This is a genomic window from Leucobacter sp. OH1287, assembly GCF_003859945.1.
Classification (GTDB): Bacteria; Actinomycetota; Actinomycetes; order Actinomycetales; family Microbacteriaceae; genus Canibacter.
In genome coordinates this window covers 178,161-203,128 of sequence record NZ_RQYM01000002.1, presented here as the reverse complement: position 1 = coordinate 203,128, position 24,968 = coordinate 178,161, and the positions used below count along the sequence as shown (strand labels likewise).

Below are 24,968 nucleotides of genomic sequence, written 5' to 3'. Positions count from 1 at the left end.
GTCAACCGAGAGTGACCGGTTTAACGAGATCCGCATAGATTAAAAGCAGGCTCATCGCACCGAGCACCGCAACAACCAGCAGCGTCACCGGCACCATCCGCGCGGTGTCGATCGGGCCTGGGTCTGCCCTGCCGAGCAGTTTCGCGAGCGAGCGTTTCACCTTCTCGTAGAGTGCGCCTGCGATGTGCCCGCCGTCGAGCGGCATCAGCGGGATCAGGTTAAACACGAACAGCGCAATGTTGAGGCCAGCGAGCAACGCAACCATCGACTGCACCTTCGCGATCACCGGCACCGTGTCAAGCGTCGCAATCTCACCGGCGATGCGGCCCACCCCGACAACGCTGATCGGCCCGTTGGGGTCACGTTCCTCAGCGCCGAACGCGGCGTTCCAAACATCAATCAGCCGCTGCGGCAGGTTCAAAATAACACCGGTCACCTGCTTAATATTCTCGCCAACATAGCGTGGCACCTCGGTGATCGGCTGCGTCTGCAGCTCGGTTGCGGCGGTCGCTCCGATCATGCCGACGGTTTCGATCTGCGCCTTGCCGCTGCTGTCTTTCACAACCCGGCCCATCTCATCGGTGACATAGCGGCTGTTTGCGGCGGGGGTTAACCGCAGCTGCAGCTGATCCTCGCCGCGAGCGACTGTAACGCTCAGCTCAGTCTCCGCGTTGTTTGAAACAGTGTCTCTGAACTGCTCCCAGGTGGTGATTTTCTCCCCATCAACCGAGAGGATCCGATCCCCAGGCAACAACCCGGCAGCCGCCGCCGGAGCGCTCGTTGCCGCTGCGTCACACTCAGTCTGCTCACTGTCGGCAGCCACAAGACACTCGCTAACGCTGCCGATTGTGGTGCTCTGACCGGTTACCCCAATGCCGGTTAGTAGCACCGCATAGAGCAGCACACCGAGTAGCAGGTTAACCAGCGGACCGCCGAGCATAACCGTGATCTTCTTCCAGGTGGCTAACCGGTAGAAGGTTCTGTAATCCTCACCGTCACCGATTGTTTCAGCGCTCGCCTCCCTGGCATCCTGCGTCACCGAGTTTAAGAATCCGGTGCCGCCGTCACGCGCAGCCTCACCGGCGGCCTTGGGAGGATACATGCCGATCATCCTCACAAAACCACCGAACGGTAAAAGCCTCACCCCGTACTCTGTTTCACCGCGTTTACGAGAGAAGATTTTGGGGCCAAACCCGATCATAAACTCTGTCACCTTCACCCGGAACAGTTTCGCGGGCAGAAGGTGGCCAACCTCGTGCAGGGCAATAGAGAGTGCGATGCCGATCGCAATAATCAGCACACCCAAAATGTAGAGCAGTGTGTCTTGCACAGGATCTCCCGAGTTTTTCGAGCCTCAAAAAGCGCTGTGGTGTTAACTATTCGGGGTGAACGGTGCCGAGAATGTCGAGCACGAACAGCATCACATCGTCACCCTGGTGACCCTGCGCCTGCAACTGTTCAGCACCGTAGCCGGCGTCCGCTGGAACAGCCACAACCACCCGTGAACCAACCTTTTCACCGACCAGCGCGTAACGGAAGCCCTCGATTACACCGTCGGTTGTGAAGTTGGCTGCGGTGCCGCGGCTCCAGCTTGAGTCAAATTCTTCGCCGGTGCGCCAGATCACGCCCTTGTAGTGGACGTAGACGCGGTCGCCGTCTTTCACCTCTTCGCCGTCACCAACAACCAGCTGAGCCTTGGTCAGCTCGGTTGGCTGGGCAAGCCCCTCCGGGAAGGTGATGGTCGGCTCACCCGATTCAGCTACCTCAACAGTCGGGAAGCCCTCCGGCAGTTCCTTAGCCTCACCCTTTGCCTGTGGCAGCAGCTTGTCATCAGCGAGCTCGCCAGGAGCAGCCTTAGAAGCCCCCTGGAAGTCGATTACCGCGATGATTGGATCCGTTGCCTGCAAATCGGTGAATCCGGCGCTCTTTGGATCCGCAAAAATATCGCCCACTGGGAGAACAGAGACCGCGCGGCCGCTGTCGGTGACGCAGCCAGCAACGTTCTTGATCCACTCGGGCAGGCTCGCGCTGCCAAAATCGATTGCGAGTCCGGGGTTGCTCAACAGTTCTGAACCGTCAGCCTTGTAGAGGAAAGCGTTGATGTTGTAGTTTGAACCCTCGGCTGATTTTATCTGCTCACCGTCACCCTTATCAACAACCGTCACCTGCTGCTCTGAGATTTTCAGATCACCGTCGATTTTCACGGTCTGGGTTTCACCTCGCTTGCCAGAAACCTTTACCGCCTTGCTAGCGGATCCCTCCGGCGCGCACTTAAATGCGCTGGCGCTGTCAGAGCTGCATCCGGTGAGCGCAAGACCAGCGGTTGCTGCGGCGATTGAGATAGCAGCGAGTTTACGTTTCAATTCATCCTCCAGATGGTTATTTAGCTTGCGGGCACAGAATTATGGGGGTGTTTGCCCGCTGAAGACACCATACAATTTTGACGCACAATTCTTTGTGCTCTCTGTGTACCGCAGAAGGCCCATAAAACGAGCGGTCAGCGGTGGTTCGCCAGCGTGTCAGGCGGCGGGGCGTTGCCTGGCTACGAGAACTAACCCGCGTGGCGTTGCCGGGCGGCGGCCCGAAGCCAGCCGACGGTCAGCAGCGCAAACATCACCAGCAGCACAATCGTTGAAAAATCCGCGACCATATAGATGTAGTGCCACGGTGACTGACCGGGCTCCGCACCGGCCAAAACCATGTCGGTGCGGGCGTTTAGTGGCGGGCGAACCACCAAAACCTTCGCCGCGTAAATCCCGGCAACAGTCAGCAAAATAGCCAGTCGTTTGCCAGTCACCCGCACCGGTTTGAACCCTAACGACACCAGCAGCAACGACGCAAGGCACACCGCCTCAGCGATGTTCAGCGCGAAGAACACCAGCCTGCCGATCCCCAAACCGAGCGGGATTGTGATGCCCGGCGCCTGGAACTTCAGTGGCGCCTCCATAAACGAGATCGCCAAAACCATCCCCACCCACAGCATCGGCAGAAGCAGCTGCCAATAGCTTGCCAAATAGTCCAGAGGAGCCGATTTTACAGTTTTATTGTTTGTCATCATCGGTGCTTTCGGTCTTAAGCGCCAGATTGTAGAGTTCGCGGGCGGATCCGCCAAACCCCTCAGCAACCTGCTTCGCCGCTGTTTTCAATTTCAGGCCCTGCGCGGTCAACTGCCGCACCCTGGCGACAGCGTCCGCGGTGTTTAAACTCTCCGGCTTCGCACCCGCCACAACGAGCACGATCTCGCCTTTCACTCCGGCGGCCGTCCAGTCGGCTAACTCGGCGAGGGTGCCGCGCTTAACCTCCTCAAACATTTTGGTCAGCTCACGACAGACCGCCGCGATCCGCCCCTCACCGAAGATCTCGGCGAGCTCACTCAGGCTCTGGGCGATACGGTGCGGGGACTCAAAAAACACCATAGTCCGCTGCTCGGCTGCAAGCTCGGCCAGTAGACTGTGCCGCTCCCCCGCCTTGCGTGGCAGAAACCCCTCGAAGGTGAACCGATCGGTTGGGATGCCGCTCACCGCGAGCGCGGTTGTGACCGCTGACGGGCCGGGGATCACGGTCACCTGCACGCCCTGTTTCACCGCCTCGGCAACAACCCGATAGCCCGGGTCGCTAACCGCAGGCATTCCCGCGTCGCTAACCAAAACAACGTCCACCTCAGCTGCCCGGGCAGCAATACCTGCGGCTTTTGTGTGCTCATTATGATCGTGGATCGCGACAAACTCTGCCTCGGTAGCCACCCCGAGCAGCTTCAACAGCTGTTTGGTTGTGCGGGTGTCTTCGGCGGCGATAACCCGCGCGTTTTTCAGTGTCTCAAGCAACCGTGGCGAGGCATCTTGAAGGTTACCGATTGGGGTTGCTGCGAGCACTAGCATACCTACTATTTTACGCCCCTCAGCGGGGTATATTCACCCTAACTGAATCTGCTTACAGCAGCGTTTGCACATAAATTAGCAACAGGGGGTTGAATCCACGGGGCCTGTGTGGTACCACACAAGACAATCAGGATCAAAGACCAAAAGTTCTTGATTGCTAAACCACTAAATTACCAACAACGGAGTTCGTCATGATTAATCCCTTAATTAATCCGGTGACGCTCTCACTGACATTACGGGGCTGGGTTAATTAACATGTTCAAATTGAGCTCCGCCGCTAAGTTCTTTATTGCGTCACTGACCGCGGTTTTACTGTGCTCAGGTTGCAGCAATGGATCGGGCGCAGAAACGACCGGTGAATCTGTGTCCGAGCAGCAAAAAGCAGCTGATAAAGCAAGCCTGGAGTGGTATGCCGATTTTCATCGCCTCGATAGCCCTCCGGAGGTTAAAGTTGTGAGATGGGTCGAGGTAGAAGACTCACAGCTGGTTTACCAACAGTGTTTAACGGATGCAGGCTTTTCTTCAGAGTTTGATGACAGACTGCTCAGCAAAGAAAAAGAACGGCTGATCAACCTAGCTGCATACACCTGTCGTGCACAGTATCCGGTAAAAGTGCATCCAAAATCCACTGAGTGGGGTGAAAAACAGATCACACGGCAATACGAGTGGACGGTCGATTTTTTGATTCCCTGCCTGGCAAAACAGGGTTTTACCGCAGAAGATGTGCCCAGCGAAGCAACCTTCATCGACACCTGGGAATCCACCCCCTACTACCCAAACAGTTATGTTGAACTGCCAGAAAAAGGTATGAAACCGTCAGAGGCTAAACGCCGAATGATAGAGATTGAATATAACTGCCCTCCCCTTATCCCCGACCAGGTTCTGTATGACGGGGTGAGTATTGAGGCTTGGCAGTCTAGCCGCAAACCATTCCACATCGAAGAGTAGCCCTGGGCGCACTGAAAGAGACGCTTCAGCATGGAGACAAACAAAGACGCAGCATCGGAAAACAGGGATACGCAGCGCTCTCGCGGACTAAGCACGTTAACTAAACGCCTGAGCGTGTCGCTGCTGTTGATTGCGCTGGGTGCCGTAGCTGCCTGGGCTGTTATCACCGTCACAAAACCGGCAAAGGATCCGCTTGCCAAAACAACAAGCACCTTTGTCACAGTTGGTGCGGGTGAGGTTGGTGCAGCAACAACGGTTAACGCCTCAGCGGAGTGGACAAAACAACCAGCAGGGCTCAACCGCGCAGCCGGTGTGGTAACGAGCGTCTCCGTCACCGATGGTACAGAGGTTACCCCGGGCAGCACACTGTATTCGGTGGGACTAAATCCGGTGATTATCGCGAGGGGTGAAACTCCCGCGTTTCGCGACATCGCAGAAGATGCCGAGGGCAGTGATGTTGCGCAGCTGCAAAGCTTTCTAGCTGAGGTCGGCTACTATAGCGGTGCGGTAACAGGGAAGGTCAATCCGGCAACAACGCAGGCAATTAAACGCTGGCAGAAAGACCTCGGTGTGCCGCAAACAGGGACTGTAAACGCTGGCGACATTATCTATGTCCCCCGAGCTACCGGCGAGAGTATCACTGGACACGGAAAAGATCTATCGCGGAGCAACCCTCACAGGTGATGAATCCGTGCTCTTTACGCTGCCCGCAGCACCAAGTTTTAAGATAACGGTGACAAAACCACAGGCGGCTGTGATCACATCCGGACTATCCGCAACAATCAGAACACCCGAGGGCACAACATGGGAGGGAATAACAGGCGGTGTTATCCCATCAGCTGAAGAGAGCGAAGCGGTTAACATCCTCATCGGAACAGCAGACGGCAGCCCGGTCTGCGGCGCATAATGCCAGACCATAGCAGCCAGCGGACAGACCCAGCTACAGGCAGAGATAACGCTGGTCACAAAAGTGAGCGGTCTAGTCGTACCATCTTCTGCGGTTATCACAACGGCTTCCGGCGAAACAGCTGTCGTCAACAAGCGGGGCAAGCGGTTAAAGGTGACGGTTATACAGTCAGCCAACGGCATGACCGTTATTGAGGGCGTTAAGGCCGGCACCAAGGTGAGGGTGCCGGGCGATGACAAGGATGGGGAATAGTGAACAGCGGCGCAGAGCCCCAGGCGCAAGGCAGCGCAGCTGGATTGGCCTATGAACGCAGCTATTCCGAGGCTGCCGCACCGGCCGCGGTTCCCCTGATAAGAACGGTTGATTTGGGATTTGGCTACTCAAAAAACACTCCACTCATATCCGGGTTTAACACAGCATTTTATGGCGGCACCATAACCGCAATAACCGGCGCTTCTGGGAGGGGTAAATCAACGCTCATGTATCTGCTGGGGTTGATGCTGAAACCAACCGCCGGGAAACTGTTTGTTTACGGTAGTGACACAGCGTTGCTGAAAGATCATGAACTCTCGCAGCTGCGCGCAACACAGTACGGTTTTGTGTTCCAAGACGCTGCACTGGACAGCACCCGCACGGTGCTTGATAACGTCACCGAGGCTGCTCTCTATCGCGGAGAAAGCCGCGATAAGCTGAAAGAGCGAGCCCTCAACCTACTAAAACACTTCGGCGTTGAGATCCCGCCAAACAGAAAACCCGGACAGGTTTCAGGTGGTCAAGCTCAGCGGATCGCGCTCTGCCGCGCACTGCTAGGAAACCCGAAAATCATCCTCGCGGACGAGCCAACCGGCAACCTCGACCCGGAAAGCACAGCGGCGGTTGTTGCGGGTCTAAAACAGCAAGCGCAGAAGGGTTCGGCGGTTATTATCGTCACCCACTCCCCGGAAGTTGCCGCAGCCTGCGACAGAGAGATAAAACTCCAATGACAGTATCTCTCATCTTTAAAGAGGTGCTCGCCACAATCAGATCACAGCCGGTCACCGGCGCAATCACCACAATCCTGGTGAGCGGTATGATTATCGCGATAATGCTGACAACCGGTCGAACGGTTGGCGCGGAACAGCAGGTGCTGGCAGCAATTGATGAAGAAGGAACACGGACCATCGTGATCCGCGCACAGCCCGAAGCAGGGCTTAACAGCGATGCTGTGACGAGAATGCGCAACATTGCCGGGATCGAGTGGGTTGGCGGGTTCTCAGCAGCGATCGACGCCCGCAATTCACAGCTCCCTGACGGCACAAAAACCGCCGTCAAATACCTCTACAGCGATGACCTACAATCGCTCCAGCTCCCCGAGCGGATCGCGCTGCCACAGCACATCGCGTGGGCCTCCAAGCAGGCACTAGAGGCGCTGGGGATGCCAGATGCGAGCGGCGGTATTGTGCTCACAACCGGAGCAAACTACGCGGTTGTTGGTGAGCTTAACGTCCCAGACTTTTTAGCGATGCTCGAGCCGGCGGTGTTTATTCCAATCACCCCTGAAAAACCTGAAACGCTTGGAACCCTCATCGTTGTGGTCGATAAACCAGAGCTGGTGCCGGTGATCAGCGACACGGTGATCCCGTTGACGGGAGTCACCGACAGCAGCAAAATCAAGATCGAGACGAGCGAAGCCTTTGCACAGTTGCGCACCCTGATCGAAGCGCAGCTGAGCACTTTCTCACGCGGCCTCGTACTGGCGCTGCTCGCGGTGACCGGTGTTTTACTCGCGATCATCCAGTTTGGTTTGGTAATTATGCGCCGCAAAGACTACGGCCGCAGGCGCGCGCTCGGAGCCACCAGGTCACTGATCATCTCTCTCATCCTGTTACAAACAGCCCTGCTCACCGCGCTCGGCATCGGTGTCGGCACCGCCGTATCTCAGCTGCTGCTCATTGCGTCGGCGGATCCACCCCCGCCGCTCGATTTTATCGCCGCCGTTGCGATACTCACCCTGACAACAGCGTTGATCTCGGCCGCTGTCCCGGCAGGTTTCGCTGCCCGGCGAGAACCGATTAGAGAACTGCGCGTGCCATAGTTCGGTTGGCGAGGACGCGAAACGCCCAGCTGTGCACACCCGAATAGATGGCTAGCTACTGCAGGCCCCGCCCCGCGCGCGGTTTCGGCAGCTGCCACCCGCGCAGGTAGGAGACGAGCCGCAAGATGATTGCGAGCAGCGCGCCGATGAAAGAGGCGAGCGCAATACTCTCAGTCAACCAGGTTAACAACACAGCGCAGCTTGCGCCGAGCATCGCCGAGACCGCGTAGAGCTCCCGGGTTAGCACCCCGGGGACATCGTTCACGAGCACATCTCGCACCATACCGCCGCCGATCGCGGTTATAGCCCCCACGAAGATCGCTGTCATCGGGGAAAGCCCTGCGGCGAAGGCGGCTGCGGCACCGTTCGCTGAAAACAGTCCGAGACCGAAGGCATCGAAAACCACCTCGAAGTGTTTACTGCGGGTGATTCGCGGGTGGAAGAAGAACACCAGCAGTGACGCGGTGACCGCGACCGTCAGGTTTGGCCAGTAGGTTAGGCTGGTTGGCGGGTTTACCCCGATCATCACGTCGCGGATGATCCCGCCGCCGACACCGGTTGAGGCACCGACAACGATCACCCCGAGCAGGTCTAGTTGGCGACGCACACCAACCAGTGCGCCGGAAATGGCGAACGCGAAAATACCTATGTACTGCAGTGTTTCATAGGTAATCTGACCCCAGTCCCAGTTGGCTAAATCATCAAACACGATACTATGCTACTAGCAAACCATTGCAGACACCCCACCCTAAAACCAAAAGCTGATCGGGTGCAGTAGTTAACTATCGGATTAACACAGACCGGCGGGAGCAAAAAACGTGGAGGATCAGACAATCAACAGCGAGCTCGGCAGGGCAGACGCTAAAGACTTTGGCGAGGCTGACGCGCTGGCGCTGCGCAAACAGTTTGCCTATTTTCGGCAGCAGGATGAACGAGCTGCGGCAGGAAAAGATTTCTCCATCTATCTTGATTCAGCGGCAACATCGCAGCGGCCGGATCCGGTGCTGGACGCGGAACGAGAGTTCATAACCCTGCAAAACGCGGCTGTGCATCGCGGCACCAGCAACGCCGTCGGCGAGGCAACCAACCGCTTTGAAAACGCGCGCCAGCTGGTCGCACAGTTCCTGGGCGCGCCCGAACCGGAGTACACGGTTGTTTGGGCAGCCGGCGCAACCGACGCGCTAAACACGATCGCTACCGGGATCTCTGAGGCGACCGCGGCGCTGAGCGTGCCAGCCCTCGGCGTTCCAGGCAGTGAACGGCTGGCGATCCACCCCGGTGACGAGATTGTGACAACCGAGGCCGAACACCACGCCAACCTGATCCCGTGGCAGCGCCTGGCCGCCCGCTGCGGCGCCAAACTCCTTGTTGTGCCGGTTGACGAGACTGGCACCTGGTCTGTTGCGGCGATCCGCGAGGTGCTGAACAGTCGCACACGAATTGTTGCCTTCACGGATGTGTCAAACGTCACCGGCTGGCGATCCCCCGCCGCCGCTGTTGTGCAGAGCGTTAAGCAGCTCGCACCCAACGCAGTCACCGTGCTCGACACCTGCCAATCGGTTCCGCACGTGCCGGTGAATATCGCTGCGACCGGTGTTGATTTTGCTGTTTTCTCTGGGCACAAGATGTTTGCTCCGAACGGGATCGGCGCGCTGGTTGGCCGCACCGAGCTGCTCGCTGCGCTTCCCCCGGCACGCACCGGTGGATCCGCAATCACCCGCGTCAGTACCGATTCGGCAGAGTTTATGCCGCCGCCGCTGCGGTTTGAGCCGGGCACGCAGCCGGTTTCGCAGGTGGTTGGTTTGGGAGCCGCAATCGACTTTATTTCCGGACTCGACATCACCAGGCTGGCGGCTTACGAGCACAGCCTGGTTGAGTACCTGGTTTCGGAGATTAACCGGCTTAACGGGGTGACGCTGCTCGGTCCTGCTGATCCGGCGGATCGTGTTGCCCTCGCCGCGGTGAATGTTGCGGGTGTTCACGCCCACGATGTTGGGCAGGTGCTCGACAGCGCCGGTGTTATCACCCGCGTCGGCCACCACTGTGCGCAACCGCTGCACAGGGCGCTCGGGATAACCGCGAGCGTGCGCGCGAGTGTGCACGCAACCAACACCGTCGCCGAAATCGACGCCTTTATTGCTGGATTAAAGGACGCAAAAAAGTATTTTCAGGTTTAACCGTGCTGATAGCCGACTCCCCAGCACCGGTGTCACCGGAGGTAAAACCACGGTAGACTACTTAACCATGAACGGTCTCGACTCCCTCTACCAGCAGTTAATCCTTGACCACGCCAAACGGCCGGTTGGGAAGCGTGACTTTACCCCGCAGGCAGGCAACAAAACCGCCTCCCATCACGAGTTCAACCCGAGCTGTGGTGACGAGATAACGCTCAGCATCGCGGTTGATGATGCCGATATGATCACCGAGATCGCCTGGCAGGGTGACGGCTGTTCCATCTCGATGGCGTCAGCCTCCGCCCTCAGTCAGCTGGTTACCGAGGACGGGCTGAGCGCCCAGCAGGCTCTTGAGCGGATCGCCGCTTTCCGGGAGATGCTGCAGTCTCGCGGCCAGATTGAACCCGATGAGGAGCTGCTCGGCGACGGAGTCGCCTTCCAGGGCGTTTCCAAGTTTGTGATGCGCGTCAAGTGCGCGATGCTCGCCTGGGTTGCTCTGGAGGCTGACTTGAAAAAGCTCGGCTACACAGCGTAGCTAGCATTCCCAGCAGCGCGGATCCCGGCAGCGTGGATACCGTCTGGGGCCCGGCTTGTAGTGCCGCGCCCCAGACAGTTAGCTAACAAAACGCTAGTTCGTCTCTGCTTGCTTCTTGGGTCTAGCCCACCATGCTGGGAGGTTGTCACCGTCCCACACTTTGATAGCTGCCCAGACTGCTGCGGTCAACGGCACCGCGAGCACAGCACCGAGCACACCGCCGAGCAGCGTACCAACTGCGAGCGCGAGCAGAATCACCAACGAGTGCAGCTTCAGTGCGCGTCCCATCAGCACCGGCTGCAGGAAGTTACCCTCCAGCTGGTTAACGATAATAACAAGCACAATCACCGCGACCGCGCTCCAGATGTCGTTTGCGACGAGCGCAACCAGGGCCGCAAAAATACCCGCGAGGGTTGCGCCAACGATTGGGATGAACGACAGCATGAAGACTAGCACGGCGAGCGGCAGAGCGAGCGGGACCTGCAGGATCCACAAGCCAACACCGATGCCGATAGCGTCAACCGCCGCAACGGTTGCGGTGCCGCGCACATAGGAGCCGAATGTTTGCACGGTTGCTTTGCCGACCCGCTCAGCTCGGTCTGCTGCCTCACCAAAGAACGGGCGGGTGAGGAACTCCCAGATAACCTTACCGTCTTTCAGGAAGAAGAACAGGATCACAACGAACAGCACGAACGCGGTTGCGCCGGTTGAGACAGCGCTAACGCCCGCGAGCGCGCCGGACCCGAACTGTGAGCTGGTAACAAAATCAACAACTGTTTTCTGGATGTTGTCGAGCTGTTCCTGGCTCGGCATAATACCGAGCTCCTCAACCCAGTTAGTAACCTGTTTGAAGCCACTGATCGCCTGTTTTTGCAGGTCATCCCACTGGTTTGAGACGGCGTTAACGATTAGCGCGGTGGCGCCCGCGAGCACCAACAGCACCGAGAACAGCACAATCACGGTAGCCAGCAGGTCCGGCACTTTCTTGGATCTGAGCCAGCTCATAACCGGCGCGAAGGTGCAGGCGAGAATCACCGCGAGCAGCACCGGAATCGCGACGGTGCTGATAATCCTCAAGCCCCAGATAGCGGCACCGGCGAGCACAACAACGATGATGATCTGCAGGCTGCGGCTGGCGAGGATCCCGAAGCTGTCACCCCAGGCCGCTCCGGCGGTGCTCACCTTGGTGGCGCGCTCCGCCGGGGTGTCCTGCGTCACCGCCGCTGGTTTTTCCGATCCGTCAGCCGCGACCTTCTTGTCTCGCTGCAACAGGCTAAACATCTATCCTCCCGAGTTAAACCGGACAGGCTTTCAGCCCCCAACCGGTGTAAACATATGAATAATAGCCTAACAAAAGTGGGGTTAAAGCTAAACTCTGATAGCCTCGATGATCCGCACCCGGGTTGCGATAACCGCCGGAATGAATCCCGCAATCGCGCCGGTAATCACCGACACCAGTAGACCTGTTATCGCGGCGGATCCGGGGAACGGCGGCACCTCGGTAGTGTATCCGGAGGTCAGCCCCGCGATGAACCACGGCTGCTGCACAATCCAGACTGAGATACCGATACCGACCAGGCCAGCGAGCGTGGTCGCCACAACGGACTCCATCAGCACCGAGAAGAAAACTCTTGACGCTGTGGCGCCGAAGCTGCGTCTAATGCCGATCTCGCGGATCCGCTGCTGCACCGTCACAATCGCGATGTTAATCAGGCCCATCGCACCGAGGAACAGGATCAGCGTCGCAACCGACAGCAGAGTCACCTTAAACACGGCCAAGGGATCATCGTTACCCGCGAAGAAGTCAGAACGGTTAACGTTCCACCCCTTCTCGCCGGTTTGGGTTTGCAGTGTCTTTTTTAGGCTCTTGGCAATCTCGTCCGCCTGCTCGGGCGGCACCCAAACACCGGCGGTGATCTGCGCGCCCTCCAGGAACGGCTCGTTCGCAGCGGATCCGGCCAGGCCAATAACCCTGCCGATCTCGTAATTCTCCTTGAAGATGCCGCGAACCGTGATCGTGTATGGATCCCCGTTCGGTGCCTGCAACTGTACCGCGGTTGGCAGATCCTTTGCTGTCACGCCGAGCTGTTCAGCCGCATAGCTGTTAATTAGGAACGCCGGAGCGAGGTTGTGTTCGTCACCCTTCGCAAACCAGGAACCAGCGGACACCCGCACCGGGTAGAAGGTCTTGTATGACGGATCCACAAGCGTCACAGTCGTGTCGATCGCGGGCTTGTTTTCACTCTTCAGCCTGCCACCAGCACCCTCAACCGACAGTGAGGCATATTTAATTTCGTGTGCTTCAAGCACCGGGGTCAGCTGCTCACGCAGTTTATCAACCCGACCGATGCCGGTTCCCCCCTGCAGCGAGGTGGAGTCGATCCTGAGTGTTGCGGCTCGACCGCCGGCGCTGGAGAAGTCGTCCTGCAGCAGCCGCTCGGTGATTGAGTTCATCGCAACCACCAGCGTTAGCGAGGCGATTGCGAGCATCACACCGACCAGCGACAGGATCACGCGCGCTTTGTGGATCCGAATCTCCTGCCACGCCTCGATGAAGGCGCCCTGGATTGCTCCGATCATGCTGCGTTCACCCCCTGCTTATCTGCGGCACTCGCGTCAGCACTCGCCCGGCTGGCCGAGCGAGCAGGGCTGGCCGCCCTCACGGCCTGCTTCTGGCTGTCCGCCTTCGCCGCCCTCACCGCCTGCGCAATATCGCTGGTGTTGCTCTCTGACTCGATCGGGTGCAGTTTCCCGTCAGCGAGTTCCAGCGCCCGCGTCGACATCGCGGCAATCTTCGGATCGTGGGTGATCGTGATCAGGGTTGCGCCGAGATCCAAAACCGCCCGCTCCAGCATCCGAATAACGTGCAGACCGGTTTCAACGTCGAGCGCACCGGTTGGTTCGTCAGCTAGCACAATCTTCGGCTGCCTCACCAGCGCCCGCGCAATCGCAACCCGCTGCTGCTCACCGCCTGACAGTCGATGCGGCAGATCATAGGCACGGTTTTCAAGCCCCAGCTCGGCGAGCACCTCCAGCGCGCGCCGGTTGCGGGTCATCACGTCCTTAGCGGATCCGTAAAGCATCGGCGCCGCCACGTTCTCCAGCGCGGTTCGGCCAGGCAGCAGGTTGAACTGCTGGAACACGAATCCAATATCACGGCCACGAATCTTTGCGGCTTTCGCGTCGCTAATCTTCTGCACCGCCATACCCCGCCACAGCAGCTCCCCCGAGGTGGGTTTGTCGAGCAGCCCGAGCAGGTTGAGCAGCGTCGATTTGCCGGTGCCGCTGCGGCCAACGATGCCGATGTGTTCACCGCCGTAAATATCCAGGTCAATCCCGCGCAGGATCTCCAATTTGTCACCCTCCGGCAGGGTGACCGTGCGGGTCACACCGCGCAGTGTCACAAAGGGTTTATCAGTCATGGCTGGGCCTATCCCCCGTAACCGGATACTCCCACGCCACCGTAGAGTTCATCCTCGGCTGGCGCAGGTTCAGTTCCGGGAACATACTCAAGGATCGCCTGACCCTCCTTCAGCCCCTCTTTCACCTCGATCAGGTTACCGTCGCTGAGACCGAGCACAACCTTGGTTTCAACGGGTTCACCCTTATCGTCATAAACCCAGACACTGCCGTTGGCGCCCTGTCCCTGCACCGCGGTGCGCGGCACGGTCAAAACACCCTCAGCCCTGCCGAGTGAAATCTCAAGTTTTGCGGCCAGCCCGTTAAACACTTTAATCCCGTCGGGAACAACGCAGTTGAGCTGGGAGCCGGATCCGCTCACCGGCGGAGCAGCCTCAGCTAGCGGCGCGCCAGCAAAACCACTCTCCTGGCCGATTGGCGGCTGTGGCTGTGGGGTAGCTGGCGCCGGGGTTGCTGCATCGCCGCCCTCTTTTAAGCGCAGGTTAACGCACTCAAACGGCTCAGGACCCTGGTTGATAATCACCTTCGCAACGGTTGGCAGCGGATCCAGCTGGTAGAGCTTAATCGGTTCAACGTTCGCACTCACCCGGTAGGTGCTCGACGCGATCGCGGTCACCGCGGTTCCCTTGGTGACAGTGTCACCAACAGCAACGGTGTATTTGTTGAGCACACCGGCAACCGGCGCAACAACGTCAGCGTATGCGTAGCTCGGCTCCGGGTTCGCGGGCGCGGTCAACTGCACAGCAGCGCCGTCACCGCCGTCGGCGGCCGCAGAGGCAGCACCGCTCGCTGCCGGGGCAGATTTTTCGTAGCGGATCTGGTAGATCGGCGCGCCCTGTTCAACCCTGCTGCCCTCACCAACATAGATGTGGTTAACAACACCGTCGGTGCTGGCTTTCACGGGGGTTGCCGGATCCACGTTAACCGTGCCCTCCAGCGAGATTGTCGCGTCAATATCCCCGACCGTCACAGCGGCCTCGGTAACGCCGCCGGGAACACCGGTTGGGGTGAGCTGATCCGCCTCGTTACCGTTGCCCGGTTTTAGCACCATCAGCAACATTGAAACGCCGATCAGTAGGAAGGCGATGAGGAAGCCAAGCGGTAACACTACCTTGCGAAACACTTGCATAACGAACTCCAAATACTACAAAACGCTGTTGAGACTAACTCTAATTGCTGCCCGCTGGTTTGGTAAGCGCTTTTCAGTAATTTCATACCAGGGTATGAGACGACGCTGGGCGGTTTCGGATCGCGCCACAACCGTCCAGCACCGTCAGGGTGCTGCAGCTAGCCGCGCCAGTGGGGTATAGCTAGACGCGCCAGCGGATGCCAGTGGCCGGATAGCCAGGATCAGCTAGCCGCGAAGCTTGCGCAGTTTTGCCGCGGTTAGACCGGCGATCAACACCAGGCTGAGGCCACCGCCGAAGCCCATCACACCGGCTGCCGCGAGCGGTCTGCGCTTCACCGCGGCCGCAAAGTCCGCAACCGGGTTCTTCTGTTTAGCCTTCTCGCGCTGCTTGCGCTGCTTCAGTTCCTCAGCAGCTTTCGCTTTCACCGCATCGGCCTGGGCTGCCGCGCGCAGCTGCTGTTCCTGATCCGCCTGCTGCGCCGCAGCCGCCTGTGAGGCACGCTGCTCAGCTGGCAGCGCCGATGCAACAGCTGCCGCCTGCGCTGCTCCCGCTCCCGGGTTTGCGCCACAGAAAACATTGCCGAGCGGCGCGTTACCAACCTGGAAAACATACTGTCTGAGGGCGGTTGTCAGGGTTTTGCCGGTTGCCGGGTTGGTTGCGGTTGCGTAGGCACTGATTCGGTAAACCCCGGGGTTTGTGAAAACCCACTGCGCGTGGGTGTGAGCCGGGCGGGGCTCATGCAGGGTGCCGGGCAGCAGCGATCCACCCGTGGTCAAAAGCGACCGCCACCCACCAAAGGAGGCAATCGAGTAGAGATGCACCTGACCGGGGCCGGTAACGCTCGTGATGTTGATTTTCACGTCTGTGTAACCGCTCGCGGCTGTGCCGTTGGTGTCCCAGCCCGGCCACGGCAGGTTTGATTCCTGGGTGAGCGGCAGCACATAGCCCTGGCCCGCGCCAGGGTAGCCCGCGGGAACCCCGCGCAGCGCGTGCTCGCCGACGCGAATCAGCGTTGTCTCCGGCTGCCGAAGCACGTGCCGGCCGGTCACGTCCTCTTTAATCTGCAGCACTGCAACCCCGCCCGCGGCGCTGACCGTGAACAGGTCGATGTGGCCGCTGTCAAGGGTTAGCGCCGGTGCGCAATACTGTGCACTGTGTCCGGGGCGGATCGGGGTGGTCCCGGTGTTGTTTGGTGCGGCGGGCGCAGCTGGTGCGGGGGTTGGGGCAGGTGCGGGCTGAGCGGCCCCGGGGGCGGATCCGCCAGGCAAGCCGCCGGGCAGGTCACCAGGCAGGTTGCCGGGCAGGTCCCCTGGCAGGTTGCCGTTGCCGTCTGAACCGTCACCGGCGCCGGAACCGGATCCACCACCCGTCGGCAGGTCACCAACATAGAAGAGGTAGGTGTTTTCGGCGCTCTGCTGTTTGCCCGAGACGGTTGCTGTTGCCTCGAAGGTTAGCTGGTAGAGACCCTCGGCGGTGAACGCCCAGTTGAGGTGGGTGTGCTGTGGCACGTTGAGCGTCCAGTCGGGCAGTTTCTCGGTTGAGCTGAACAGGCGGTTCACGCCGAAGGTGCTGCTGGTAAACATTTCCAGTTTTCCGGGGCCGTTTACCTGCTTCAGCCGCAGGTCTACAGCGGTGATTCCGTGCGCTGCAAGGCTCGCGGACTCGGTGCTGAAACCGGGCCAGATAATGCCCGGCTGCTGGGTTTGCGGTGCCATCCAGAACACTGTTTCCGGTTCGGCAATAAACTCGTAGCCGGTAACCCCAGCGGGAATCTTGGTTGCGGAGGCGGCGCTGACGTGGAACACGGTTGTGCTCGGATCCAGCCGGGAGGCGAGATCCACCCTGCCGTCACCGTTAACGTCGATGTCCGCGGAGCTCGCGAGCACCAGACGCCCGTTGTCGGCGTAGGCGGAAACCGCGTCGGTGTGCACGTCTCGCACAATGGTTTTACCGGTCAGGTCTGTGGGCGGATCCGCCACCGCCCCCGCACCGGTGCTGCCGAGCTGAGTGAGCGCCGCCCCCGCGATTAGCGTCAGCGAAGCCGCAGCGGCCGCGAGTTTTTTCGCCGCGTCACCGGTTTTCACCCGGGCTTTACCTTCTGACCGGTCTTTTTCTGGTTTGTTTAGGGTGCGTTTCAGCCTGCTGCTGATTAGGCCGTGGCGTGGAGCAAACAGCCAGGCGAGCACAAACAGCGCCGTTGCGGTCAGCACGATTGTGCCGCCGACTGGCAGGTTTAGACTCCAGGACAGGTACATTCCAAAAACGGCGGCGATTGCGCCGAGCACAGGAGCTAGAAGCATCATAATAATCAGCCGATCTGTTAGCAGCCGCGCCGCAGCGGCGGGCGTGATGAGCAGAGCAAGAACGAGGACGTTGCCGATCGTCTGCACGGAGATGACGATCGCGATCGCAACCATCGCGTACAGCAGCATGTCGAAAAGCAGAACTCTAAGACCTGACGCCTGCGCCATTTCCCGGTCGAGGCTGACCATCACGAGTTCTTTATGGAAGAGGAAGGCGAGGATTAGCAGCACCAGTCCGGTTGCGCACACCAGCAGCACCTTGTCACTGGAGATGCCGGTTATCGCGCCGAACAGGAACTGCTGCAGCGACCCGGCGTATCCGGGTGCCTGCGAAATAATCACAATGCCGAGTGCGAAGGCCGCAACGAACAGCACACCGATAACCGAGTCCGCTTTCATCCGGCGGTTGTGGGCAAACAGTGCCACCAGTAGCGCGGTGAGAACGCCTGCGACCATACCGCCGAGGACGAGGGATCCCTGCAGCACAAAAGCGACCGCGAGCCCCGGGAACACCGCGTGCGCAACAGCGTCACCGATGAACGCCATCCCGCGCAGCACAACATAGCAGCCCATAACACCGCAGACGATGCTGGAGGCGAGCGCGACGATTAACGCTTTGCCGAGGAACGCAAGGTCGGGGTTGAACAGGTCAACAATAAAGTCGAGTGGGCTAAGCACTTACCGCTCCTATCTCGCTGGGGGTTTTGGCGGCGCTGACCGCGCCGATTGCGCGGAGCAGCGGGTGTGAGCTGCTGACGTTGAACGCCCGCTGCCAGGCATCCCCCTGCAGCAGCTGCGCGGGTGTGCCGTCGGCAACAACCGTGCGGTTGATCAGGCAGATGCGGGAGCACTCGTGCACAGCGCTCAACAGGTCGTGGGTTGTCATCACAACCGCACAGCCGGCTGCCGCGAGGTTCTTAAACAGCTGCGTCAGCTCCTCAGCGGTTGGCATGTCCAGACCGGTAAACGGTTCGTCGAGCAGCAGCATCTTCGGTTTACAGACGAGCGCCCGCGCCACCAACACACGCTGCCGCTGCCCGCCAGAAAGCGCGCCAACCGGGCGTTTTCTAAGCTCCAAAAGCCCGGTTTTGGTGAGCGCCTCGGTCACCGCCTGATAGTGCGCGGCACCCGGGCGGCGAAGGATCCCGATCTCGGCGATCAGCCCGGTCAGCACCGCATCCTCAACCGTGATCGGAAACTCCCAGGCGAACTCGTGCCGCTGCGGCACATAGCCGATCAGGCGCGCCAGCTCCCGCCGTCCGGGCTTAGCAGGCGTCGCCCCGAGCTTCGCCTGCTTCCCGGGCTTAGCTGTGTTTCCGGCGGCGCTAAACTGCACCCTGCCCGAGCTCGTGTTAATCAACCCGAGGATCGCGCGCAAAAACGTTGTTTTTCCGGCACCGTTCGGCCCGATAACGCCGATAAACTCGCCGCTGTTGATGGTCAGATTGACGTCGCGCAGCACCTGGTTCCCGGAGAGCCGCACCCCGAGATCGCTAACGCGCAAGAGCAGGCTAGTCATCAGCCGCCGCCCTCGCCAAGGAGGTGTCTGCCGGATCCGCCGCAGGCCCAGCCCCGGTCGCCGCCGCAGCAGCTGACTCGCTGGTTTGCGGATCCGCTGCCCGCCGTTTCGCTCTCGCGCTCGCGATCAAAACCAGCACAACCGCGATCAGAAGCGCGACACCGACAACACCAACCACAACCCAGACGACGATCTCGAAGCTGTTGCCGGCAGCGGCATCCTCGGCGGCGCCAACCGCGTCAACCGGTTCAGCGTCTGCGCTGGCGAGCTTCGACTCATCAACCGCCGCGGTAAAAGCTGCTTCCGCGTCGGTTTCATCGCCGACCGCGAAGCGCAGTGTTCCCTGTGCTCTGGCGGTTTCACCGGTGTTGAGGGTGATATCGAACAGCATTGTCACGAGGTAGACACCGGGTTTCGTGAAAACCCAGTTGGCGTGCGTGTGGGTGTTCAGTTCAATCCACATCTGCTGCGGGAAGTCAGCCCCGGTGTGCCAGAGCGCCTGCGGTTCACCAAAGTTTCCGTCCTGCAGGTAAACAGCAACATCGCCGGGACCCTGCACGCCCAGAACGCTCAGCGTCACACCGCGGGAGGCCTGCTGCAGAAGTGTCTCCTGCTGGGTGTTCCAGCCAGCCCACACAACCCCGGGTTGCTCGGTCTGCGGCAGCACCCAGACGGTCTCACCCGGATCCGCCTGCACAAAACTGTAGGCTGCATTGTCTGGCACCTCAAGCTTCGCGGCGTCACTGACCTGCAAAACCACGTCCTCAAGGTTGCGCCAGTAGCTGACCGCACCGCTGTCGTCGTGGATTTGCACGCGCGCCTCCTGCGCACCGCCGTCACCCGGCAGCAGCACCGGACCAAAATCGACGTGACCGCTGGAAATAACAACCCGGCCGGTGCCCTGCTGCTCGCCGGTGAGGTCCTGCTCCAGCGCCGGATCGTCATCGTCCTCTGCGAAGGCGGCTGAGCCAGCGGATCCGCCCAGCACCGCGCAGGTGATCAAGGCGAGCGCGGTTACTCCCCGCAAAAACCTGCCCGCAAAGCCGGTTTTACGGGTGCCGCGTCGCTGCCACCCCGCCTGTTGCTGAGCCGACGAAGCAGCCTGCTCAATTAACGTGCTGGTCATTTATTCCCCTGTTTCCTTTTCTCTTCTGCTTGTTTTACTTCTTTGATTTACTGCTTGTTGCTTTAGCGGCCTCGGCCCCGATTCCGACCCCGGCCGCGATTCCGACCCCGATCCCGTCCCGGCCCCGGCTGGTTCCGGGGTCCTCGCCGCTACCCGAGGCAGTCCCTGGTCGAGGTCGCGTTAAACCGCATCATCGCTATATAGTTGTTAACCTCGCTGCTGAAACTGTCGCCGTAGATTGCGCAGACCTTAATGTTTTGTTCGGCGGCGAGCTCGCTCAGCGTGTTCGACACCTGCGCCAGGTTCGGTTCTAAAAACACCGCCGGAATCTCGAGGTTCTTCAGCGTCTCGGTTAGTTTCTTGCGGCCGCTTAAGGAAGGCTCCGCTGCCGGGTTTGGGGCAACAAACCCGGAAATCTGCATATCGTAGGCATTCGCGAGATAGCCGAAAGCGTCGTGGGTTGTCACGAGTGTCCGCCGCTGCGCTGGCACCTCCGCGATGGTTTCGCGCACAAAATTATCGAGCTGCTCCAGCTCCGCGAGGTAGCGCTCCGCGTTGGCGTGATATTCCTGGGCGGATCCGGGATCTACCTCGCTCAGGGTGTCCCTAATCGCCTGCACATACGCCATCGCGTTCTTCACGTCCTGCCAGAGGTGCGGGTCGATCTCACCGTGCACGTGTTTGCCGAGCACCGCCTGCGGCAGCTGGTAAATCTGCTGCCCGGGTTTGCCGAGGAAGCGGTATGCCTGCTCGCCCGGCACCTCGTGGATCGCCTTGCTCGGCACCGAGATAATCGCCCGCTCAACCGGCACCGTCCGCACCTTGCCGCTGTGCTCATCGAGTACGACGGTGAGCTTAGAACTGTCCGGGTGGGAGCGATCCAGCTGTGCGGTAATATCGGCGTGACCGGAGTCAAGAATCTCGGTGCGCTCGGCCGTCACCGCCTCATCTGGGGACACACTAACCGCGAACACGAGCTCACCGGCGGACACGCTGCGCGGTTTCTGGTCGGGCGCGGTGCGCACCTTCGCCTGCAGTTTCACCCGGTAAAGACCCGGTTTTGTGAACGCCCAGCTCATGTGGGTGTGCGCATCAACCGGTAAAACAGCGGTGTCGTCGCGGTACCCGCTGTTTTTGTCAAAGCCGTCAGCCGAGTCAAAATACCTTTCAATATCGCCGAAACTACCGGTCAAATACCCAACCATCCGCCCCGGCCCGGTCACCTCTGTGACCTGGATCTCGGTTGTGCTGCGCCGGTTCAGCGCTGGATCACTGTCGGCCCCGCTGCTGCGCAAGCCCAGCCAGATCGTGTCAAGCGATGCGTCCTCAACGAGCGGAATAATCTCCGCCGCATACTGCACCGCCGCCTCCGCGAGCGCAACGTTTGGCACACCCGGTTTCAGGTTGCTGTCGAGGGTTTCAATAACCCGGTGTTCCTCCAGCAGCAGATAGTTCGAGAACGCCGCGTCAGCGTAAACAATGTCGCGCACTCTGCGCAGTGTCGGCTCGTAGCTGTGCGGGTCTGCGCCGTCTGGCACAATCGAGGTGACGTTGGCGCGATCACCGGCAACGTTCTTCACCAGGTCTCTGAGCAGGCCGGTGGTTGTGACAACGTTGAGGGGCCGCTCCGCCTTTGTCGCTTGTGGATCCGCCCCCGCCGCGCTGTTTCCTCCGCCGCCTCCGTCTCCCAGGGTCTGCGCTGTGCTTGATTGCGCGGTGCTGGAATGCGCGGAACCCTGGTGGGTGCAGCCTGCGCACAGCAGCGCGGTGAGCAGCATCGTCAAAGACGCTGATTTCTTGATCTTCTGAAGCACAGCAACCAGTTTATTGGTAACGGTTATCATTAGCAAATTACTGTTTTCTCGAGCTAAAAGAGCCAATTCCGGTGCTAAACTAATCAAAATGGGAATCTACAGAGAGATAGTCAAAAACCCGGGCGTCACAAGGGTTGTGGCGTCACAGCTGGTTGCCCGCATTCCCGCGGGCATGACATCGCTGCTCCTGCTTTTGCACTTTGAAAGGGTGTTTAATAACTACAGCAGCGGCGGTTTAGCGCTCGCTGCCGTGTCAATCGGTCAGGCAACGGCCGGTCCGATCCTTGGCCGACTGACCGGAAAATACGGTAGCCGCCTGGTTTTGATAACCTCCGCAAGCTGCAGCGCCGCCGCCCTGCTCGCAATTGCTTTCGTGCCCCTGCCCTACGCGGTGATGGTTATCCTGTCACTGTTTCTCGGACTGACCCTGCCACCGGTCCACTCGGTCGCCAGAACCCTCTACTCTCGCCTGGTGCCGGGCACGCAACTGCCCGGCCTCTACTCCCTGGACGCCACCGCGCAGGAGGTAATCTGGGCGGTCGGACCGGTTATCGCGGTGTTTATTGCGCAGTTTATCAACCCCGCGGCCGGACTGCTGTTGTGCGCGACAACACTGCTCGGCGGTGTCACCTGGCTCGCTTTTCTACCCGAACTGAAACGACTGCAGATCCCCCGCGCCAAAAAACGCTTCGGCGCCGTGCTAAAACGCCCGCCCGCACTGCTCGCGGTGTTTATCAGCCTCGCGTTCATCGCCGGCTTCGCCGCCATGGAGGTTGCGATCATTGCGGTGTTTGGCAACCACAGTGTTGAGAGCGGTTTTGTGATCGGGGCCAACGCGGTCGGATCCTTCGTCGGCGGCCTAACATTCGGCCACCGCCCACTCACCCGCTGGAACATCGGGATCCGCATCTCACTGATGATGCTGGTGATGCTGCTGAGCCTGATTAATATCTCATTCTGGTGGCTGCTGCTAATGATGTTCATCGGTGGTATCGGCTGCGCACCCGCACTCGCGGCGATTAACAGCCTGGTCAGCGCAACCGTCAGGTTCTCTGAAACCGCTGAGGCGTTCGGGTGGATCGCGTCAGGCCAGCTCGTGGGCGCCGCAATCGGCTCCGCTCTCGCGGGTGTTGCAGCTGACATCAGCGGCGCGCCCGCCGCGATTATCACTGCCGCAGCACTGTTTGCGATCGCGATTATTATCGCGCTGGCGGGCAACCGGTGGATCCCGAATCTCCGCGGTGTCGACATTAGTCCGGCGCCCGACACCGCAACCACCGACCTGCCAATACTGCGCTAAACACGGTCGCCACTCGAAGCAGATCAATACCCTGTATATAAGACACAGAAGAAAGTAGCGGCAGCGGGGTGGATCCGCCCCACAAAACACCCCAGAGAAACCCGCCGCCTAACCACTTCCCAGAGCAATCACAGCCACAAATCAAGCGCCGCACGCCCCAAGTGTGGGAGACTAAATAGTGACGGTCAACATGGACGTTCACTGAAGGAGTGATTAAATGAGCAAGTACGCTGTCACAAACCCGGCAACCGGCGAGGTCGTTGCAAGCTACGAGTCTGCAACCGACGCCCAGATCGAAGAGGCACTCGCCTCAAGCGATAAGGCATACCGCGAGTGGGGCAAGAAGACAACCGTTGCAGAGCGCGCAAAGCTGCTAACCCGCCTTGCAGAGCTGCACATGGAGCGTCAGGACGAACTAGCTGAGACCTTCCACCGCGAGATGGGTAAACCACTCGAGCAGTGCAAGCTCGAGGTTGAGTTCTCCGCTGGCATCATCGAGGCGTTTGCAAAGAACGCTGAGGAGTGGCTGGCTGATGACGAGCTCAAGGTTGAAGACGGCCTGAAAACCGTTGTTAAGCGCAAGCCAATCGGTGTTGTGCTCGGCATTATGCCTTGGAACTACCCGATGTACCAGATCGCTCGCTTCGCAGCTCCGGTTCTCGCAGTTGGTAACACCACAATCGTGAAGCACGCAGAGCAGTGTCCTGAGACAGCTCTCGCACTTGAGAAGCTGTTCCGCGACGCAGGCTTCCCAGAGGGCGCATACGTAAACGTCTTCGCAACCCACGACCAGATCTCAACCCTGATCGCAGACGACCGCGTTGCAGCTGTTTCGCTCACCGGTTCAGAGCGTGCGGGCGCAATCGTTGCTGAGCAGGCTGGCCGCGCACTCAAGAAGTGCGTGCTGGAGCTCGGTGGCTCAGACGTGTTCATCGTTCTCGACACCGAGAACATTGACGCAGCTGTTGAGTACGCGGTTGGTGGCCGGATGGAGAACACCGGCCAGGCATGTAACGGTTCAAAGCGTATCGTCGTGCTCGACACTGTTTACGACGAGTTCGCAGAGAAGTTCAAGGCAGCTATCGCTGGTCAGAACGCGGACAACGGCGACTACGGCCCGCTCTCAAGCGAGAAGGCAACCGTTGGCTTCACCGCTCAGGTGCAGAGCGCACTCGACCAGGGCGCACAGCTCACCGTTGGCGACAACGAACCAAAGGGCAACTGGTACACCCCTGGTGTGCTCGAGGGTGTAACCCCTGAGATGGATGTTTACAGCGAGGAGCTGTTTGGTCCAGTCGCTCAGCTCTACAAGGTTTCAAGCGACCAGGAGGCAATCGACCTCTGCAACGCTTCACCATACGGTCTCGGCTCAGTCGTGTTCTGCGACGATGTTGAGCGTGCGGAGCGCGTTGGTGACGAGCTCGAGGTTGGTATGGTGTTCATCAACGCTTCAGGCCTTGAGGGCGTAGACGTGCCATTCGGTGGCGTGAAGAAGTCAGGCTACGGTCGCGAGATCGGTAAGTACGGCATCGACGAGTTCGCTAACAAGAAGCTCTACCGCTTCAGCGCTTAATCGCCAGGCGAATAAGCAGTAAGCATCAGCGCTCAGCCGAAGCTAGTGCTGAAAAGCGATTAAAACTCCGGGGCAGAACAGGTTTTCTGTCCCGGAGTTTTTTCATGCCCAGTTACCGCAGGCAACAGGCACACACTGCTTCCAACAAATTTTAGTTTTGATTCCAGCAACAAGGGTGTAGACTAAAGCAAACCTAAAGTGCCCAACCCCCTAAATCTGGTCACACAGACACAGCTCCCACAGACCAGATGCGGGTGATAGAAGCCG

At 59.6% G+C, this 24,968-nt stretch carries 23 protein-coding genes; 10 read left to right on the top strand and 13 right to left on the bottom strand.

The genetic code is table 11. The features are described 5' to 3' along the window. Position 1: 1 nt before the first annotated feature. From EII30_RS01940 to rsmI, 4 genes are all read right to left on the bottom strand, one after another. A complete protein-coding gene (locus tag EII30_RS01940) occupies positions 2–1,330 on the bottom strand; it encodes an RIP metalloprotease (RefSeq protein WP_124885642.1) in 1,329 nt (442 codons plus the stop codon). A gap of 46 nt (positions 1,331–1,376) precedes the next feature. After that, positions 1,377–2,363, bottom strand: coding sequence for an FKBP-type peptidyl-prolyl cis-trans isomerase (locus EII30_RS01935; RefSeq protein ID WP_158608629.1), 987 nt, complete (start codon positions 2,361–2,363; stop codon positions 1,377–1,379). A 188-nt stretch (positions 2,364–2,551) separates the two neighbouring features. Further along, entirely contained in the window at positions 2,552–3,055 is a 504-nt protein-coding gene (locus EII30_RS01930) for a hypothetical protein (RefSeq protein ID WP_124885640.1), read from the bottom strand. Next, complete coding sequence (gene rsmI / locus EII30_RS01925) at positions 3,042–3,878, bottom strand: 16S rRNA (cytidine(1402)-2'-O)-methyltransferase (RefSeq protein WP_124885639.1); 837 nt, start codon at positions 3,876–3,878, stop codon at positions 3,042–3,044. The genes EII30_RS01930 and rsmI overlap by 14 nt, the downstream gene beginning before the upstream one ends. Positions 3,879–4,241: 363 nt before the next feature. On the opposite strand from rsmI, the gene EII30_RS01920 reads away from it, so the two are divergent. The 6 genes from EII30_RS01920 (at position 4,242) to EII30_RS01900 (ending at position 7,807) form a co-directional block, all read left to right on the top strand. Beyond that, on the top strand, positions 4,242–4,826 hold the full coding sequence (locus EII30_RS01920; RefSeq protein WP_124885638.1) for a hypothetical protein: 585 nt from the start codon (positions 4,242–4,244) through the stop codon (positions 4,824–4,826). Positions 4,827–4,940: 114 nt separating this feature from the next. Continuing rightward, entirely contained in the window at positions 4,941–5,510 is a 570-nt protein-coding gene (locus tag EII30_RS01915) for a peptidoglycan-binding protein (protein WP_158608628.1), read from the top strand. Between the two features lie 49 nt (positions 5,511–5,559). After that, the gene (locus EII30_RS08845) at positions 5,560–5,733 is read left to right on the top strand and encodes a hypothetical protein (protein ID WP_158608627.1); all 174 of its coding nucleotides are present in this window, start codon (positions 5,560–5,562) and stop codon (positions 5,731–5,733) included. Between the two features lie 63 nt (positions 5,734–5,796). Beyond that, positions 5,797–5,985 (top strand): hypothetical protein, encoded by a 189-nt coding sequence (locus EII30_RS01910; RefSeq protein ID WP_124885636.1) that lies wholly within the window; start codon positions 5,797–5,799, stop codon positions 5,983–5,985. Then, positions 5,985–6,716, top strand: coding sequence for an ABC transporter ATP-binding protein (locus tag EII30_RS01905; RefSeq protein ID WP_233569240.1), 732 nt, complete (start codon positions 5,985–5,987; stop codon positions 6,714–6,716). Before EII30_RS01910 ends, EII30_RS01905 begins: the two co-directional genes overlap by 1 nt. Further along, a complete protein-coding gene (locus tag EII30_RS01900; protein ID WP_124885635.1) occupies positions 6,713–7,807 on the top strand; it encodes an ABC transporter permease in 1,095 nt (364 codons plus the stop codon). The genes EII30_RS01905 and EII30_RS01900 overlap by 4 nt, the downstream gene beginning before the upstream one ends. 55 nt (positions 7,808–7,862) lie before the next feature. Here the strand turns inward: EII30_RS01900 and EII30_RS01895 are convergent, their stop codons facing one another. Further along, a complete protein-coding gene (locus EII30_RS01895; protein ID WP_199731540.1) occupies positions 7,863–8,516 on the bottom strand; it encodes a trimeric intracellular cation channel family protein in 654 nt (217 codons plus the stop codon). Between the two features lie 109 nt (positions 8,517–8,625). Between EII30_RS01895 and EII30_RS01890 the strand changes: the two genes are divergently transcribed. Both EII30_RS01890 and sufU read left to right on the top strand, forming a co-directional pair. Then, on the top strand, positions 8,626–9,984 hold the full coding sequence (locus EII30_RS01890) for an aminotransferase class V-fold PLP-dependent enzyme (RefSeq protein ID WP_233569239.1): 1,359 nt from the start codon (positions 8,626–8,628) through the stop codon (positions 9,982–9,984). Between the two features lie 67 nt (positions 9,985–10,051). Continuing rightward, the gene (sufU, locus tag EII30_RS01885; protein ID WP_124885634.1) at positions 10,052–10,516 is read left to right on the top strand and encodes a Fe-S cluster assembly sulfur transfer protein SufU; all 465 of its coding nucleotides are present in this window, start codon (positions 10,052–10,054) and stop codon (positions 10,514–10,516) included. 93 nt (positions 10,517–10,609) lie between these two features. Here sufU and EII30_RS01880 read toward each other — a convergent pair whose 3' ends face one another. From EII30_RS01880 to EII30_RS01845, 8 genes are all read right to left on the bottom strand, one after another. After that, positions 10,610–11,797: an AI-2E family transporter gene (locus EII30_RS01880; RefSeq protein ID WP_124885633.1), complete on the bottom strand. Its 1,188-nt coding sequence runs from the start codon at positions 11,795–11,797 to the stop codon at positions 10,610–10,612. 87 nt (positions 11,798–11,884) lie between these two features. Next, a complete protein-coding gene (locus EII30_RS01875) occupies positions 11,885–13,096 on the bottom strand; it encodes an ABC transporter permease (RefSeq protein ID WP_124885632.1) in 1,212 nt (403 codons plus the stop codon). Next, on the bottom strand, positions 13,093–13,938 hold the full coding sequence (locus tag EII30_RS01870; RefSeq protein WP_124885631.1) for an ABC transporter ATP-binding protein: 846 nt from the start codon (positions 13,936–13,938) through the stop codon (positions 13,093–13,095). The genes EII30_RS01875 and EII30_RS01870 overlap by 4 nt, the downstream gene beginning before the upstream one ends. An 8-nt stretch (positions 13,939–13,946) precedes the next feature. Next, on the bottom strand, positions 13,947–15,065 hold the full coding sequence (locus tag EII30_RS01865) for an efflux RND transporter periplasmic adaptor subunit (RefSeq protein ID WP_124885630.1): 1,119 nt from the start codon (positions 15,063–15,065) through the stop codon (positions 13,947–13,949). A 225-nt stretch (positions 15,066–15,290) separates the two neighbouring features. After that, positions 15,291–18,047 (bottom strand): anchored repeat-type ABC transporter permease subunit, encoded by a 2,757-nt coding sequence (locus EII30_RS09145; RefSeq protein WP_124885629.1) that lies wholly within the window; start codon positions 18,045–18,047, stop codon positions 15,291–15,293. Beyond that, positions 18,040–18,888, bottom strand: coding sequence for an anchored repeat-type ABC transporter ATP-binding subunit (locus tag EII30_RS01855; protein ID WP_124885628.1), 849 nt, complete (start codon positions 18,886–18,888; stop codon positions 18,040–18,042). Before EII30_RS01855 ends, EII30_RS09145 begins: the two co-directional genes overlap by 8 nt. Next, the gene (locus EII30_RS01850; protein WP_124885627.1) at positions 18,881–20,014 is read right to left on the bottom strand and encodes a choice-of-anchor M domain-containing protein; all 1,134 of its coding nucleotides are present in this window, start codon (positions 20,012–20,014) and stop codon (positions 18,881–18,883) included. Before EII30_RS01850 ends, EII30_RS01855 begins: the two co-directional genes overlap by 8 nt. Positions 20,015–20,163: 149 nt before the next feature. Further along, positions 20,164–21,828, bottom strand: coding sequence for an anchored repeat ABC transporter, substrate-binding protein (locus tag EII30_RS01845; RefSeq protein ID WP_233569238.1), 1,665 nt, complete (start codon positions 21,826–21,828; stop codon positions 20,164–20,166). Positions 21,829–21,916: 88 nt separating this feature from the next. Here EII30_RS01845 and EII30_RS01840 point away from each other — a divergent pair, with 88 nt between their 5' ends. Together EII30_RS01840 and EII30_RS01835 are read left to right on the top strand one after the other, a co-directional pair. Next, a complete protein-coding gene (locus EII30_RS01840; protein WP_124885626.1) occupies positions 21,917–23,128 on the top strand; it encodes an MFS transporter in 1,212 nt (403 codons plus the stop codon). Between the two features lie 217 nt (positions 23,129–23,345). Beyond that, complete coding sequence (locus EII30_RS01835; protein ID WP_124885625.1) at positions 23,346–24,701, top strand: NAD-dependent succinate-semialdehyde dehydrogenase; 1,356 nt, start codon at positions 23,346–23,348, stop codon at positions 24,699–24,701. Positions 24,702–24,968: the final 267 nt, after the last annotated feature.

Coding starts and splice junctions, on each gene's coding strand:
- EII30_RS01875 (WP_124885632.1), bottom strand. CDS start 13,096: ATGATCGGAGCAATCCAGGGCGCCTTCATCGAGGCGTGGCAGGAGATT.
- EII30_RS01930 (WP_124885640.1), bottom strand. CDS start 3,055: ATGACAAACAATAAAACTGTAAAATCGGCTCCTCTGGACTATTTGGCA.
- EII30_RS01835 (WP_124885625.1), top strand. CDS start 23,346: ATGAGCAAGTACGCTGTCACAAACCCGGCAACCGGCGAGGTCGTTGCA.
- EII30_RS01840 (WP_124885626.1), top strand. CDS start 21,917: ATGGGAATCTACAGAGAGATAGTCAAAAACCCGGGCGTCACAAGGGTT.
- sufU (WP_124885634.1), top strand. CDS start 10,052: ATGAACGGTCTCGACTCCCTCTACCAGCAGTTAATCCTTGACCACGCC.
- EII30_RS01850 (WP_124885627.1), bottom strand. CDS start 20,014: ATGACCAGCACGTTAATTGAGCAGGCTGCTTCGTCGGCTCAGCAACAG.
- EII30_RS01900 (WP_124885635.1), top strand. CDS start 6,713: ATGACAGTATCTCTCATCTTTAAAGAGGTGCTCGCCACAATCAGATCA.
- EII30_RS01865 (WP_124885630.1), bottom strand. CDS start 15,065: ATGCAAGTGTTTCGCAAGGTAGTGTTACCGCTTGGCTTCCTCATCGCC.
- rsmI (WP_124885639.1), bottom strand. CDS start 3,878: ATGCTAGTGCTCGCAGCAACCCCAATCGGTAACCTTCAAGATGCCTCG.
- EII30_RS01880 (WP_124885633.1), bottom strand. CDS start 11,797: ATGTTTAGCCTGTTGCAGCGAGACAAGAAGGTCGCGGCTGACGGATCG.
- EII30_RS01855 (WP_124885628.1), bottom strand. CDS start 18,888: ATGACTAGCCTGCTCTTGCGCGTTAGCGATCTCGGGGTGCGGCTCTCC.
- EII30_RS01870 (WP_124885631.1), bottom strand. CDS start 13,938: ATGACTGATAAACCCTTTGTGACACTGCGCGGTGTGACCCGCACGGTC.